A 14,850-nucleotide genomic window follows, 5' to 3' on the forward strand; every position below is an offset into this window, starting at 1 on the left:
AGGTGTCTCAAATAAGGGATGGCTAAGGGTCCGGTGTCACATCTGGCCGCCGGCGGCTCCACTCTTCGGCGGCATGGAGCGCTGCATCCGCCTCCAGCAGCCCCTTGCGGCTGGAAAACAGCGCCGCCGTTTGCCGGGCGCGGTGCATGCTGGTGCGCATAAAGCGCGCGTGCCGCAGGTCGGCGTCCTGGAGATCGGCCTCGCGAAAATCCGCATACGCCAGGTTGCAGCCGGTAAATCGGCATTGTCCGGCCGCGGCGCGATGCAGCAGGGCCTGCTCCAGGCTGGCGTGGGAAAAATCCGCCTGTCGCAGGTCGGCGCCGATAAACTGCCCCTGGTCAAAATGGCCGCGGCGGCATTGCGCCCGCGCCAGGCTGCTGTCGATAAACAGCGCCTGGCCGCACCGGGCGTGATTGAAACGCGCCATGCCCAGCGAGGCGCCTTTAAAACAGCTGCGGGTCAGCGTGCCGTGGCTGAAATCGACGTTATCCATGGCATTACCGGTAAACTGGCAGGCGATAAAGGTCTGGCGGCGATAGTCGTTATGGCGGTGGTCGCATTCGGCAAAGATAACGCGGTCGAATTGGCTCTGGCTGAACGTGGTGGCGGTAAGGTCGATGCCGAACAACGTGGTCAGGACCGCCCGGCATTGATGCAGCCGGGCCTGGAGCAGCGGCGTTTTAAACAGTGTTACCTGCTCCAGCGAGCAGGTATCAAAAGTCGCGCCGGTCAGCAGGCACTCCAGGAACTGGGTTAATGTCAGGCCGCTGGCGCCAAATCGGCTGCCCATCAGCCGGCAATGATTAAATACTGTGCCGGTAATATCGCACCCGCTGAAATCGGCCGCGGGCAGCGCGCAGTGGTTAAACCGGCAGTCCTTGATATTCCCGCCGCAAAAGCTGGCCCGTTCCAGCCGGCAATGATCAAACAGCGTGTCTTCCAGCTGGCGCCGGCGAAAGTCCGCCCCGGTGAAATCCACGTTGCTGAATACCGCGCCGCGCAGCCGTACGCCGGCAAGCTGTTCCTCGCCCAGCGTCACCGAGTCAACCGCTTCCCCCCGGTCGATGCGGTGCTGTAATTCCCGCGCGGTGAGGTGAGTCATGACGAAGGCTCCTGCGCGCGCGGCAGGGTTTTGCATTGGTGCGTATAGGCGCCCTGCAGGCGGGTATGGCGGTCGATGGTCGCTAACGACAGATCGGCGCGAAACAGGTTGGCGGCGCGCAGGTCGGCGCCGGCGAGCCGGGATTTTTGCAACAGGGCGCCGATCAGGTCGGCGCGGGTCAGCGAGGCGTGGCTGAGGTCGGCGCGGATAAACAGGCAGCCGCCGGCGTTGATACCGTCCAGGCGCGCGCGCGTAAGCACGGCGCCGCTAAAGTCACAACTTTGCGCCTCGACCTGTGAAAAATCCGCCCGGTCCAGCGGCGTTTGCCGGAAGTTGCAGTTTGTTAGCCGGGCGCGCCGGAATGCCGCGCCTCCGGCATGGGTGCCGCCGGTAAAAACACAGCTGTCCAGGGCGGCCTCCTGAAACCGGATCTCATCCAACGCCAGGGTGATAAACGAGCAGCCGGACAACCGCGCGGCGTTAAAACAAGCCGCGTCCAGACGGCCCTGGTTGAACGTCACCTTTTCCAGGCGGCAATGGCTGAAATCCGGCGCCGTGGCGTCGGCATCAAGAAACGTGCAGTTCGTCAGGGCGGCATGGCTGAAGCGGCAGCGGTGGATGGCGGTGTGGTAAAACAGCAGCCCGCTGAGCTGCGCCCGATCAAAACAACAGTCTGCAAACGCCGCCCGGGTCACTGTCGTCCCGGACAGCTGCGCCCCGGTGAACAGCGTGTTGTGACAGCGGGCGCCGGTCAGGCAGGCTTCGGCAAGGCGCGCGTCGCGCAGCGAAGCGCCGGTCAACGAGGCGTGGGCCAGCATGGCGTCGCTGAGATCGGCGCCGTCCAGCAGGCAGTTATCCAGCCTGGCGCTTTCCAGCAGGGCCCGCTGCAGATTAACGCCGCGTAGATCCAGGCCGCGCAGATCGGCGCCGGTCAAATCCATGTCGCCGAGATCGCGCGTTTGCGCCAGCAGGGCCTGAAGGCGAGGGCGGCACTCCGCCGCCGCCTGCGGGGCCGCAGGGCGGGCAGCGGCGGCCAGCCGGTACATCTGGTGCAGGGCCAGGCGGGCTTCAGGCGTATCAATAGACGGCCCGGCGCCGGCGCTGTCCTCAGCCTCCCGCCGCAGCGCCGCCAGCATCCGGTGGTAGTGCGCCGGCCCGGCGCCGTCCACGGCATCCGTCATATCGGCGCCCAGGGCCGCGGCTTTTTCCAGCGCCCGTTGTTGCAGCGCCGCCGCCTGTCGTTCCACCCGCGCCATATACCGCGGCAGCTCGCCGGGCAGCGGCCCCGGCTCCTGCGCGCGGGCCACCAGGTTACCGGCGCTATCTCCTGCGTCCGTATCGCCGTCGCCTGCGCCCGTGTCGCCGTCGCGCAGGCTTATCCGCGCGTCAGCGGCGCCCTGGTGCCGGCCGGGGCTCCGGTCAGCCGGGGTTGCCTGCCCGGGTAAGGTCGTATGAACGCCGCTGTCCGGCAGGGGCTGTCCGCGCTTTTCCCGCAGGTCCGCTTCCCGGCGGGCCAGATTGGCCGCCAGCGGGCTTTCCGGCGGCCGGGGGGCGGTATCCAGCCATGGGCCGATCAGGCTTTCCGTGACCAAATCCTGTTCACACAGGGCATGGGCGGCGGCGGTAGCCTTTCGGCTGCGGGCCAGGAGAACGTCCCGGTAATGCGCCAGGGGCCGGCTCTCCCGTGCCGCTTCAAGGGCGACCAGCATATTGTCGACGTCCAGCGCATCGTCTTCCTGGATCCCGCAGCTGCCCTGCCAAATCAGTACCATCTGTTCCACATGAGGAAAAAACCACAAGGTGGTGGCGCGCAGGGTGATTTCTTCCAGCGCCGGCGGCGCGCAAGCGTGATGATCGTCGGGAACGGCGGCGCGCGTGATAAAACACCGGGCGCGCCAGTCGGGCAGCACGCCCTGCTGCAGCGGTTGCTCCGGGTGCATATTCCAGATACGCCAGGGCGCGCCCAGCGGTAATGACGGCGACCGCGGCCACCACTGATCGCGTCCGGCCCGGTTAAATACATGCCAGTCGATATCGCGGGCGAACCCGGGGTACTCCTGCTCCAGCCAGCGGCGGTCGTAGCTTTTGCCGATACGGCTGAACTGCTCCGGCAGGCAAAAGTCCAGCGGGCCGAAACAGTCGGGTTTTATCCTGCGACGCGATGCGCCATAACCCGCCTCCGGTTCGATATGGGCCAGCGGATGGCATATGACGCCGTTACGCTCTACGGGGTGCGCGCCCAGGCCACGCGGGTTGCGGGCATCGTTTTCGCCGCCGAAGGCGTTTTGCCAGTCCAGGCGCAGCCGTGCAAACGGCAGCGCCTCGGTGGGGCGTCCGCTGACCCAGAAACGTTCCCCGAACACCATCAGGCTCTTTTCCAGCGCGTCCACCTGGATTTTAACCATACAGGCATTATTTTGCCGCTGATGGCGAGTATAGGCATAACCGGTGGCCAGGAATTCCGCGCAGGCTTTGGGAATGGCCAGGTCCAGCAAACCGCCGTCGCCGGCCAGTTCCCGCGCCGCCAGTTGCCACAGCTCCGGTTCGGGACGCAGCCGTGGCGCGGGCCCCATGTCAGCCAGGGCCAGCACGGACACGCCTAACTGGTTTTGGCCCAGCCAGCGCCAGGGGCGGTGCAGCACGCCCAGACGCAGGGGTTTGATGATGTTCATGGCGGCCGGCTCAGATAAAAAGGGTGATGGCGCTGGTGTGCAGGCTCAGCAGCGTGGTGCGGATATCCAACTGCCCCTGGCTGATATTGACGCCCACCGTTTCGACCCGCACCGCGGTCGTGGCCAGGTTCAGCCGGGTGCTGGACGTCAATACCTCATCGGTGGTTACCGCCATTTTTGTCATGGCAACGCGCATGTTATAGATGCTTTCCGCCGCGCCGGCGACGTGAAGCATATTGCCGGCATGGGTTTCGCTGCTTCCCTTGATTTTCAGCACCCGTTTTTTGGCTGTCACCTGAATCTCATTGCCGCCGTCAATGCTGATATCGCCGCCGGCGCACACGGCCAGATCCCTGTCAACCTGCTCATCCAGCCTGCCGTGGATATGGCGGCGCGCGTCGCCCTTTATCTCCACGTGCCGATTGCCGGCGATGGATTGCCGATCCACGCCATTGATGGTGGTATCCACCCCTTTGGCATATTCCACCCGGGTGGGATCCGGGCGCTGGTATTGCCGCTCGGCCCGGCGGCGATCCGCCAGCTCCTGCGCGGTGGCGGGCCGGGCCTGCGCCAGGGCGGCCTGGGCCGGCCCTGGCGCATCCGCCGCCAGCACGCCGGGATAGCGCGTCCGGCCGAACACGATTTTATTGCCGGCGTCAAACATCAGATCATTCAGGGCATGGTGGCTGATAGTATCACCGGCATGCTGGGTCAGGCTGCCGCTGACAATCTGCGCCGCGTGCCCGGTCACCTGCCGGTATTCGCCGCCGGTAACGGCGTCTGCCCTGCCGCCGGCGGTAATCAGGCTGGTTTTGCCCAAGTGGAAGGTCTGTATATCGGGTTTAAATTTGAAGGTGGCGCAGGGACCTTGGTGGATAAAGCGGCTCTGGCCTTTTATCTCCTGCGCCAGATCGCCGTCGACGCTGATGCGTTGGTCATGTTCCACCGAGAGGGTCATATCCCGCTCGGCATGCAGGTTAAAGGACTCGCGTCCCGGCGCGTCCTCCATAAACCAGTAGCTGGCGTTGCCCGTGCCGCCATCCCTGCTGCGGCTCATAAATCCCATGCGGGCGGCGGCGGCCGGCAGTTCCCAGGGCGGCAGGGCGTCTTCGTTGTAGACCCGTCCGGTAATAATGGGACGATCGGGATCGCCGTTGATAAAATCCACGATCACCTCTTCGCCCACCCGCGGCACCTGTACGCCGCCATATTTCCACCCGGCCCAATGGCTGGATACCCGCACCCAGCAGGAATCGGTGTCGTCGCCCGCGCCGTGCCGGTCCCAGCGGAATTTTAGCTTTACGCGGCCATATTTATCGGTCCAAATGCTGTTGCCGGGCGGACCGGCCACCTCGGCGGTTTGCGGCCCCTGGGTTTTAGGCCAGGGGGTGGCGCGGGGCGGACGCCAGGTGACCTGGGCCGGTATAACGGTAAAAGCCACGCTGAACTCAGCCATGGCGGCGCCGGGTGCGGATTGAGCATCTGCGGCATGCCAGCGGTTATCCTGGATGCTGTAATCGACGCCGGTGACCAGATAAGATTGCTCATCCTGCGGGCGCGGACAGTGTTGAATCCGGAAAGTGTAGCCGGGCGCCATGCCGCGCGCCGTTGCCAGTCCCGAGACGCGGCATTGCCGGGAGGCCAGCTCCTGCTGGCGGATTTGCGCCAGGAACTCCCCATGCCCATGATCGGCATACCCCCCCGGCCAGTCGTATATTTCGCTTTTGTTGGCGGCAAACGAGGCGCGGTTTTGGCACGTTTGCCCCAGATGGGCGCGCGGCTGCCGAAAGTCATAATCGTCCATGCTGCACAACCGGGGGGTGATTTCATGGGACAATGTCCAGCGGTGAATGGCTTCGCGGTGTGCGTTAAGACCGGCGCCCGGCTGCCGGTAAACCAGATCCTCGTAGCCGGGGAAAGGCTGGTGCGCCTGGGGGGCGTCGGCCAGCACCAGCGTATGGCCCCGATCATGGTGGCGGAAAAAATAATAAATGCCCTCATGCTCCATCAGACGGCTCAGGAAATCGAAGGTGCTTTCGCGATATTGCACGATGTAGGGGTAGCGATGATAGGCGCTGGTCAGCCGATTTTCACAGTCAATATTATAGTCGGCCAGGACATGGGTAATAATATCCGGCAGGGTTTTCTCCTGCCAGACGCGGCAATCGCGATTTTGCGTCAGATACCACAGGGCGGGATGCAGGGTGAAGGTATACAGCTTATATTTTTCATGCAGCAGATCGTAGCCGTTGAAATCAATGCGGGTGATATGGCCATGCAAAAAACGGCGCTCGCCATTAATGAGCTTTATTTCAATGGTGATATCCTTTCCTAATAATGCATTCATATCTAAATCGTTATGAGTGCTAAGAAATTCCGCGTTGAACCGGTATAAGGCCGAAAAGGATTCCCGGCCGGTCAGCCGTTTAAATATCAGCTCACTTTCGGCGTTGCCGCTTAACGGCGTATGAACATTAATCCAGTCGGGCATGCTGTTCCCCAATACGCGAGATCGTCGGTAATAAGCCGAATTATTTTTTACAACGTCTCTATTTTATTCTGCTAACTATTGGCTTTATAAGACTATTGCCATCATAGGCGGCGAATGAAGATGAAACATCAGGTAATTCCCTGACATCCTTCCTGAATTTTTGTCTAACGGTATTCCACCAATCCCAACCGGAACGACCAATGCACCAGGTCAATGGCTTTATGCACGTCAAGTTTACGCATAATATTCAAACGATGGGTCTCGACTGTTTTAGGGCTGATGGATAAGTTACCGGCGATGGCGTGGTTGCCCGCGCCCTCGGCGATTTGCTTTAATACCTGGCGCTCCCTCAGCGTCAGGGACAAAGGGTGATGGCCGCTTTCGTTCATCAGCTGGAACACGCGAAAATGATCCAGCGCCGGATCAAGGTAACGCTTGCGGTTAAAAACGTACTGCAGCGCGGTCAGCAGGCAATGCTGCGGGCTGCTTTTCAGCACAAAGCCCAGGGCGCCCAGGCGCAGCACCCCGGCGGCATAATGCTCTCCCCGCCTGGAGGTAAGCACGATAATGCGCAGGGCGGGCCAGCGCTTAAGCAATTGCGCGATCACATCCTGCCCATCCATGCCGGGCAATCCCAAATCCAATATCACGATATCCGGGTGGGTCTCGCCGCACAGGCGATAGACCTCAAGTCCATTGTCCACCTGGCCCGCTATCTGGTAACGCGGATAGGGGGTAAGCAATGCTTTAATGCCGTTGATGATCAGTTCATGATCGTCAACCAGCACCAGTTTTATGTTCATAAAACGATTCCCTGGAAAATACATGAAGAGTATTTATTGGCATATTGTTGAAATAAAAAACGCACAGAACCGCCGGCCGCTACTATTATCGCGGACAGCGCTAAAGACAATAACGGATACAGGCTTAAAAGCTGGCAATTACACATTCGGGAAATGATTTTAAATAAAATATTCTACGTTATCATCTGGATAATGAAACGCCACGAGCATAATGGAACCCTGAAATAAATCAAGGACGAGACAGGAAAAAATAAGGCTATATTCAGCATATTTCAATGCGGTTTAGGCGCTGTGCTTAATTAGCGCTTCCTGTTAAAGAAATGGCCGAAGCGAACGTTCATGGTTGCGGCGCGTTACTCATTCATCCCACCGTGATGGGCAACCCGCCTGAAAGTGATCTTCTTCAAGTATTTGATGTCTGTCCGGTGGTTTTGATGGCCGGCAGCGGTTACGGGGCATATATTTTCACCCGTTGTCATTTTAAAAAAACGGAGTACGTCATGAAATTATTGCGCTATGGCCCGCCCGGCGAGGAACGCCCAGGCATTCTGGATAACGAGGGACGCATACGGAGCCTGGCCGGTCATATCGCCGATATCGGCGGGGACGCCCTGCTGCCCGCCGCGCTCGCCACATTACGCGCCCTGGATATCGCCCAGCTGCCGCTGGTGGCCGGCCAGCCCAGGCTGGGGCCCTGCGTCGGCCAGGTAGGCAAGTTTGTCTGTATCGGCCTCAACTACGCCGACCATGCGGCGGAAACCGGGGCGGCCATTCCCACCGAGCCTATCGTGTTTAATAAATGGGTCAGCGCCATCAACGGCCCCAATGACGATGTGCAGATTCCCCGCCAGTCCCGTAAGACCGATTGGGAAGTGGAGCTGGGCGTGGTCATCGGCCAGGGCGGGCGTTACATCGACGAGGGGGAAGCCATGGACCATGTGGCCGGTTATTGCGTGGTGAATGATATTTCCGAGCGGGAGTGGCAAATAGAACGCGGCGGCACCTGGGATAAAGGAAAAGGCTGCGATACCTTCGGTCCCATTGGCCCCTGGCTGGTCACGGCGGATGAAATAGCCGACCCGCAGGCGCTGAACCTTTGGCTGGAGGTGGACGGCACGCGTTACCAGAATGGGAATACCGCCACCATGATTTTTGGCGTCAGGCATATTATCAGCTACCTGAGCCATTTTATGAGCCTGCGGCCCGGGGATATTATCGCCACCGGCACGCCGCCGGGAGTGGGTATGGGACATAAGCCGGAAGCCATTTTCCTGCGCGCCGGGCAGACCCTGCGTTTGGGCGTAGAGGGCCTGGGCGAGCAGCTTGCGCGCACGGTCTCGGCCTGATCGCGGGATGGCAGGGGCCTCTCTCTGGCGGGGCGGCCCCGCTTGCCCCAGGCCGGATTTTGGGCCGCGGGGCGCGCGGCATTGTTTTGCCGCAATGCTTTTACTTTATTTTTTTCACCGTTTTCTGGGCGGATGGATTAACGCGGTTAATGAATTAAGTTTCACCGCCGGTGTCTGAATAAGTTAAGGTCAGAGGAAATTACGATACCTGCCTCTCCCCGGGCTGTTTAAACGTGCCGGTCCGTGCTAGGTTGTCTTTTTTCTGTAAAATAAAACGGCTAGTATTATTCGGTTCTATTTTTCTTTTGACGCTTGGTGAACGGCCGGAAAAGCCTGTTTTTTTTATAATTGAATATCTTTTAATGCACCCATGCGGCGAGAGTCAGTGTCCTCGTTAAGCTCATCGTAGTAAGTAATAACCCAGGTTATTACCTATGCCGAATTATTGACGCCGTCCCGTGCTGCGGAACCATCCCTATGATCCAACGTTGGCTATTGCCGTTAAGTTATATGCACCCCAGGTATTGGTTACTTTGGCTGGGGCTTGGCCTGTTGTTTTTATTAGTGCAGCTGCCTTATCCGCTGCTACTGCGCCTGGGCGGGGGTATGGGGTTGTTATCCATGCGCTTTTTAAAAAGGCGCGTTGCCATCGCCAAACGTAATCTTGAGCTCAGTTTCCCTACTCTCGAGCCGGAACAAATCAAAATAAAATTGGCCGATAACTTTTCTTCCCTGGGCATGGGCCTGATGGAAACCGGAATGGCGTGGTTTTGGTCCGACCAGCGTATAAAAAAATGGTTCGATGTGGTCGGCCTGGAAAACCTGGATTCCCCCATAGGGGAGAAAAATGGGGTTATCGTTATCGGCGTGCATTTTATGACGCTGGAGCTGCATTTTCGTATTTTAGGCCACTGCAAACCCATGACCGTCATGTATCGTCCCCATAACAGCAAAATTATGGAACTGGTGCAGAAGTGGGGCCGTTCCCGCTCGGGGAATTCCCTGGTCAGCCGTAAAAAACTGGTTTGCATGGTACACACGTTAAAACGCGGCGGCGTGGTCTGGTTTGCCCCGGATCAGGATAACGGCCCGAAGGGCAGCGTATTTGTGCCGTTTTTCGGCGTCAATCAAACCGCTACCACCAACGGCACCTTTACCATCGCCAAGCTGGCCCGGCCGAAGCTGGTCAGCGCCGTGGTCATCCGCAAACCCGACCGCCTGGGCTACCAGTTAATTATTTCGCCGGAGCTGCAAAACTACCCTTACGACGACAGCCTGGCGGCCGCCAACTATGTCAACCGGGTGATAGAGACTGAAATCATGAAAGCCCCCGGCCAATATCTATGGCTGCACCGGCGGTTTAAAACCCGGCCGCTGGGGGAGAAGTCATTATATATTTAGCGCGGGCGGCGTTGCGTATACTCTAGGGGTATATGTCTCGATATAGAGACATATAACCATTTGAATTAAATATAAATAATTATTTCAGCCTATTTGTGTCTCTCACAGGTAACAGGTTCCGCCGGCGGCGTCCGCGCAATAAGCGCGGCCTGTCTGTTATCGTCTGTCCGGCAGGCGGCAATGATTTGCACGGCGATGGCGGGGTAAAGTCCGGCGAAATCAATTTAAGTTATTGTTTATCAATATGTTGATATTGTTATTCGCAGCCATAATGCGGAAGGAATGAGGCCGGCCGTACCCTTATTGATGCGCTTCCGCCGCGGGTAAAAAAATATCCCGCGGCAAAACCCGTCCTGGCACGCAAACTGCACTACTTTTGTTGTAGATGCTCATTCCACCCTCATATGTTCGCGTTTACGCCTCATAAACCCCGGAATGACGCAGAGCCAAACTTGTGGCGCCTATTGTCCAGCTCCATGATGAGTCCCTCATCAGAACCTTCGGACAAAACGTTGAGTGAGGCGCCAAACTGTTGTCTTATGACCTGACCTTGTTAAACACTTGCCGTGATGGCAAGTGTTTTTTTTAATCCAAACCGGGGCGGGTTACCTATGGCAAAGGTTTCAGCGCCGGGTCTGGCTGCGGGACGGGCTGCGCCTGCTGCGGGGCTTGCAGCGATAGGTTGATGGATTCCTGGCGCATTTGCGTGGCCTCTTCCGGCAGACGCAGGCGATCGAGCACATCGGCCAGCCAGGCGTAGTCATGGGCGTCCGGACGCTGGGCAAGCGCGGCGCGGAACGCGTCGGCGGCGGCCTGCCATTCGCCGCGCTTCATCAAGAGCTGACCCATGGTGCTGTTAAGCAACGGGGACGCGCCCTGCTGCTTGATCTGCTGGCGCAGGACTTTTTCCAGCTGCTCCGGATCGCCGGTTTTCAGGCGCGGCACCAGCAACAGCAGCTGTTCGTTGTAATGGTCCTTCAATCCCTTGACGATAATAGCCTGGGCGGTTTCATGATCGTTGCAGACGATCAGATGTTCCGCCAGCGCGATCTGTAGTTGGGGATCGTTGCGGGTGCGGCGGCTTTGATTGCGCCACCAGCTATTCAGGCCCTCGCTGCCCTCGTTCTCCATGATCTGGTCCATCAATCCGCTGTAGGCCTGGTGCTCCAGCGACTGGATTTTACTCTCTTCATAGACCCGCACTTTGCGCATGGCCGGCAGGATATCCAGCAGCGCCTGCCAGGCGCGGGTACGGATAAACGCCTGCTCGGCGAGGCGCAGCACCTCCGGATGACGCGGAGCGATCTCCAGCAAACGGTCGGCGCCGTGACGGGCGGCATGGTTTTCATTGCGCGCCAGCTGGATGCGCACCCGGGTGATATCCACCGGCAGCTGATCGTTATCCGCCGCCTCCATGGCCCGCTCCAGATGCTGGTTGGCGCGAATATCGTCGCCCCGTTGCTGCGCCGCCTCGGCGGCCAGCAGGTAATTGACCACTGGCTGATCGGCGTGGTCGGCGTTGCGGGTCAGCAATTTTTCCACCTGCCGGTAATCGCCTTCCGCCAGTTTCATCAGCGCGGCTTTGGTATGTTTGCGGGCGCGGTGGTTTTTACGCACCAGGAACCAGCGGCGGGTACGCGCGCCGGTACGGAAAACGCGCCGCAACACCCACTCCACGATAAACAGCGCCACCAGCGCCACAATCAGGATAATCACCAGACCGGTCACACTGGTCTCGATATTGTAATTATCGGTCTGGATCAGTACATAACCCTGATGGCCGGCGATAATCGGCCCGATCACAATCCCGGCAATCAGCAGGATGAACAGCAACAATACGCGTAGCATCGTTTATTCTCCCTGAGCGGCGGGGGCATTAGCAACCGAGGCCGACGGCTGCGCCAGCAGGTTGCGCACGCGCGTCTGCACCAGTTTCTCCAGCAGCGGCTGGCTGCTTAACTGTGCCGGCACATCCATGGTGATATTCTGCTGGCTCAGGTCGTCCAGTTCGCTGAGAAAGGCGCGGGTATTGGCATCATCGGCGTCGAAATAGGCGCGTACCCAGGTAGAGACGCTTTCCAGGGATTGCCGGTAGATTTCATTTTGGTGGCGCGGCACCGCTTGCGCCGCAATCAGCAGGCGCGAGCGGATATTTTCACGCAGGTAGATATCCTGGTTTGGCGCCAGCAGCGGCTCGGCGCTGGTATCGCGACGGCGGATGGTAATAAAGTCATTCATAAAGTTGTGCCAGCTTTTGCTGAGGTTTTGCCGCCATTCGCGCACCGAGCTTGACAGCTCGCTGCCGCCGTCGCTGTCCATGGGGGATTCATCGCTGTCGTTGTCGGCCAGGCGCAGGTTGTCCACCTGGTTTGACAACTGGTTCACTTTCAGAATAATCCCGTCAAAATCCACCTGGCTGACGCCTGAGAGGGCGGCAATATCCTCGGTTATGGCGCGACGCACGTTCATCAGGCTGGGATCGTTCATATCCGCCAGGCTGGCATCGGCGCTCTTGAGCAGCGCGCCGGCGGTGACGATATCCTGATCGCTCCAGAGCTTGCGGCCGGCCTGCTTGACCAGGAAATCCGCCTGGGCCAACAGCCAGGTATTGGCATCGGAGCCGGAGATGGTGGCGACTTTATCGCGCAATTCGCTTAGCTGCCTGTCCTGGACGGCCGCCTGCTGCTGGGCGGCGCCAAGCTGCCGGCCCTGCTGCTGCAACGCCGCCTGGGATTGCTGCTGTTGCTGTTGCTGCGCTTGCTGCAATGCCTCGATGCGGGATTGCAGCTGTTGATTCAGCGCGTTTTGCGTTTTTGCCTGCCGGACGCCGTACATATAGAGCGCGGCGGCCAGCAGCAGGGACAGGATAATGGCGATAGCCGCCAGGATGACGCCTAGGGGCTTTTTGCCGCTCTTGGGGGCCTTCGTCCCGCCGCCCGGAGGATTGGCCTTGGCGGTACCCGCCGCCGTATCGCCGGGCGCGAATGACGAGGGCTTAGGCGTATCCGCCGCCCGGGTTGCATCTTCCTGCGGAGTCGTTGGAGTAGTGTGTTCCGTCATATTGGCCTATCCCATGATTAGATTTAGAGCAGCACACGCATAAGCGCATCGTTGTCTGCCGCGTTTGCTACGACGATGTCCGTCCAGCCCAATTGGCGGGCTAAAGCCCCGATTCGTTCACTCACCACGACCAGCCGGCATTGCAACAGCCATGAGACGCGATAGTACTCAGGAATTAAAGTATAGAATTGTTGTAACATTTCGCCGCTGGTAATGATCAAAGTATTGATGCCCAGTTGCTGACAGCGCCGGCTTTGCTGCTCGCCGTCGTAATGCACCGGGCTGCGCTGATAGCATTCACAATACGCGACCTCGGCGCCACGTTGCCGCAACGTCTCCTCCAGTACTTCCCGCCCGCCGTTGCCGCGCAGGATCAGCGCCCGCAGTCCGGCGACGCGCTGTAGCGACGGCAGGCGCAGCAGATGTTCGCTGCTTTCGCCGTCGTGGGGGTAGTCCACCGGCAGGCCGGAGGCGGTGTGCATCAGCAGGCCGCTGGTGCGGCCGACCGCGAGGTATTTCAGCGTTTCCGGCCAGGACAGGCCCCGGCGGGTCAGAAACGGGTGGGCATAATTGACCGCGTGTTTCGAGACGATAAACACCAGATCGCCTGGCCGCAGCGCGCCCAGGCGTTCGGGCAGCCGGGCCAGTTCGTCTCCGGGGGCAAAATCAATCAGCGGCAGGTGCCAGGCGGATCGGCCGCGCGCGCGCAAGCGGTTCACCAGCTCTTCGCCGGCGGGGGACGGGCGCGTGACCAGGATGCTCATTGCGGCGAATCCTGTTTTTCCGCCGCATAGACCTGATCGAGGATTTCCCGGGCGCCCTGCCTGAGCAACTCCTCCGCCAGGCGGATGCCCAACGCTTCCGCTTCCTCCAGGGGAGCGCTGCTTTCGGCGCGGATAACCCTGCCGCCGTCGGGGCTGCCCACCAGCGCGCGTAGCCAGATCCGGTCGCCCTGGATTTCGGCGTAGCTGCCGATAGGCACCTGGCAACCGCCGTCAAGACGGGCGTTCATGGCGCGCTCCGCGCTGATGCGAGTGGCGGTGGCGCGGTGATGCAGCGGGGCCAGCAGCGCGCGGGTACGTCGGTCGTCCAGACGACATTCCACGCCGACCGCCCCCTGGCCGACAGCGGGCAGGCACAGCTCGGGTTCCAGCGGCGTACGGATGCGATCCTGCAGATCCAGGCGCTTCAGTCCGGCCACCGCCAGGATGATCGCATCGTATTCGCCCCGATCCAGCCTGGCCAGGCGCGTGCCCACGTTGCCGCGCAGATCGCGGATCACCAGATCCGGACGGCGTTCCCGTACCTGGCACTGCCGGCGCAGGCTGGACGTGCCCACCACGGCGCCCGGCGGCAGCTCGTCCAGGCTGGCGTAGGCCGGGGAGACGAAGGCGTCGCGGGGATCCTCGCGCTCACAAATGGTCACCAGCCCCAGCCCGTCGGGGAATGAGACGGTCACGTCCTTCATGGAGTGCACGGCGATATCGGCGCGATCCTCAAGCAGGGCGCGCTCCAGCTCCTTGATAAAAAGCCCTTTGCCGCCCACCTTGGCCAGCGGCGTATCCAGCAAAATGTCGCCGCGGGTCACCATGGGTACCAGTTCCACCCGTAAATCGGGATGATGAAGCTGCAGCTGGCGCTGAACATACTGTGCTTGCCATAGCGCCAGCGGGCTCTGCCGGGTGGCGATGCGTATCAGGGTATCTTGCATTCTGGGTTACCGTTTCTCACATTCTTTAACCATTCTACCATCGATAGTAAAACGCTGTAAGTTATCAGGATCCGGTGATGGCGGCATGGGGTGAAGTGCCGATAATCGGGAATTAAAGGTTGCCGCGGGGAAAAGTGTTATAATTAACGGGTAGCTTAACTTTCTTTACGGTCAAACAGCAAGGTGTTAAATTGATCACGTTTCCAGCAATTACCGGCCGACCCATCTTCAAAACAACACTCCGGCCGGGTATGGAAATAGGCT

General features: G+C 59.9%; 10 protein-coding genes. 2 read left to right on the forward strand and 8 right to left on the reverse strand.

The window, feature by feature from the left end; translation table 11 throughout:
* Positions 1-22: 22 nt before the first annotated feature.
* The 4 genes from ACL2XN_RS19540 to ACL2XN_RS19555 all read right to left on the reverse strand — a co-directional run bounded on the left by ACL2XN_RS19540 (position 23) and on the right by ACL2XN_RS19555 (position 7,068).
* Positions 23-1,102, reverse strand: coding sequence for a pentapeptide repeat-containing protein (locus tag ACL2XN_RS19540; protein WP_413729303.1), 1,080 nt, complete (start codon positions 1,100-1,102; stop codon positions 23-25).
* Entirely contained in the window at positions 1,099-3,774 is a 2,676-nt protein-coding gene (locus ACL2XN_RS19545; protein ID WP_413729305.1) for a DUF2169 domain-containing protein, read from the reverse strand. Before ACL2XN_RS19545 ends, ACL2XN_RS19540 begins: the two co-directional genes overlap by 4 nt.
* 10 nt (positions 3,775-3,784) lie before the next feature.
* On the reverse strand, positions 3,785-6,265 hold the full coding sequence (locus tag ACL2XN_RS19550; protein WP_413727573.1) for a type VI secretion system Vgr family protein: 2,481 nt from the start codon (positions 6,263-6,265) through the stop codon (positions 3,785-3,787).
* 164 nt (positions 6,266-6,429) lie between these two features.
* Positions 6,430-7,068, reverse strand: coding sequence for a two component system response regulator (locus tag ACL2XN_RS19555; RefSeq protein WP_410013171.1), 639 nt, complete (start codon positions 7,066-7,068; stop codon positions 6,430-6,432).
* 500 nt (positions 7,069-7,568) lie between these two features.
* Here ACL2XN_RS19555 and ACL2XN_RS19560 point away from each other — a divergent pair, with 500 nt between their 5' ends.
* Both ACL2XN_RS19560 and lpxL read left to right on the forward strand, forming a co-directional pair.
* Positions 7,569-8,414: a fumarylacetoacetate hydrolase family protein gene (locus ACL2XN_RS19560; RefSeq protein WP_413727574.1), complete on the forward strand. Its 846-nt coding sequence runs from the start codon at positions 7,569-7,571 to the stop codon at positions 8,412-8,414.
* A 477-nt stretch (positions 8,415-8,891) separates the two neighbouring features.
* Positions 8,892-9,815 (forward strand): LpxL/LpxP family Kdo(2)-lipid IV(A) lauroyl/palmitoleoyl acyltransferase, encoded by a 924-nt coding sequence (gene lpxL / locus ACL2XN_RS19565; protein WP_410013173.1) that lies wholly within the window; start codon positions 8,892-8,894, stop codon positions 9,813-9,815.
* A 609-nt stretch (positions 9,816-10,424) separates the two neighbouring features.
* Here lpxL and hemY read toward each other — a convergent pair.
* Genes hemY through hemC form a run of 4 tightly spaced genes read right to left on the reverse strand, consistent with a single transcriptional unit; the run spans position 10,425 to position 14,586 of the window.
* Positions 10,425-11,663: a protoheme IX biogenesis protein HemY gene (hemY, locus tag ACL2XN_RS19570; RefSeq protein ID WP_410013174.1), complete on the reverse strand. Its 1,239-nt coding sequence runs from the start codon at positions 11,661-11,663 to the stop codon at positions 10,425-10,427.
* Between the two features lie 3 nt (positions 11,664-11,666).
* Positions 11,667-12,875: a uroporphyrinogen-III C-methyltransferase gene (hemX, locus tag ACL2XN_RS19575; protein WP_413727575.1), complete on the reverse strand. Its 1,209-nt coding sequence runs from the start codon at positions 12,873-12,875 to the stop codon at positions 11,667-11,669.
* 23 nt (positions 12,876-12,898) lie between these two features.
* Entirely contained in the window at positions 12,899-13,639 is a 741-nt protein-coding gene (gene hemD / locus ACL2XN_RS19580; RefSeq protein WP_413727576.1) for a uroporphyrinogen-III synthase, read from the reverse strand.
* Positions 13,636-14,586: a hydroxymethylbilane synthase gene (gene hemC, locus ACL2XN_RS19585; protein ID WP_413727577.1), complete on the reverse strand. Its 951-nt coding sequence runs from the start codon at positions 14,584-14,586 to the stop codon at positions 13,636-13,638. Before hemC ends, hemD begins: the two co-directional genes overlap by 4 nt.
* Between the last annotated feature and the right edge of the window lie 264 nt (positions 14,587-14,850).

It is taken from the genome of Sodalis sp. RH22 (assembly GCF_047324165.1).
Taxonomy (GTDB): Bacteria; Pseudomonadota; Gammaproteobacteria; order Enterobacterales; family Enterobacteriaceae; genus Acerihabitans.

Bases quoted from the DNA above. Each gene is read 5' to 3' on its own strand.
- hemD (WP_413727576.1), bottom strand. From the start codon at position 13,639: ATGAGCATCCTGGTCACGCGCCCGTCCCCCGCCGGCGAAGAGCTGGTG.
- ACL2XN_RS19550 (WP_413727573.1), bottom strand. From the start codon at position 6,265: ATGCCCGACTGGATTAATGTTCATACGCCGTTAAGCGGCAACGCCGAA.
- ACL2XN_RS19560 (WP_413727574.1), top strand. From the start codon at position 7,569: ATGAAATTATTGCGCTATGGCCCGCCCGGCGAGGAACGCCCAGGCATT.
- hemX (WP_413727575.1), bottom strand. From the start codon at position 12,875: ATGACGGAACACACTACTCCAACGACTCCGCAGGAAGATGCAACCCGG.
- ACL2XN_RS19555 (WP_410013171.1), bottom strand. From the start codon at position 7,068: ATGAACATAAAACTGGTGCTGGTTGACGATCATGAACTGATCATCAAC.
- ACL2XN_RS19540 (WP_413729303.1), bottom strand. From the start codon at position 1,102: ATGACTCACCTCACCGCGCGGGAATTACAGCACCGCATCGACCGGGGG.
- hemC (WP_413727577.1), bottom strand. From the start codon at position 14,586: ATGCAAGATACCCTGATACGCATCGCCACCCGGCAGAGCCCGCTGGCG.
- lpxL (WP_410013173.1), top strand. From the start codon at position 8,892: ATGATCCAACGTTGGCTATTGCCGTTAAGTTATATGCACCCCAGGTAT.
- ACL2XN_RS19545 (WP_413729305.1), bottom strand. From the start codon at position 3,774: ATGAACATCATCAAACCCCTGCGTCTGGGCGTGCTGCACCGCCCCTGG.
- hemY (WP_410013174.1), bottom strand. From the start codon at position 11,663: ATGCTACGCGTATTGTTGCTGTTCATCCTGCTGATTGCCGGGATTGTG.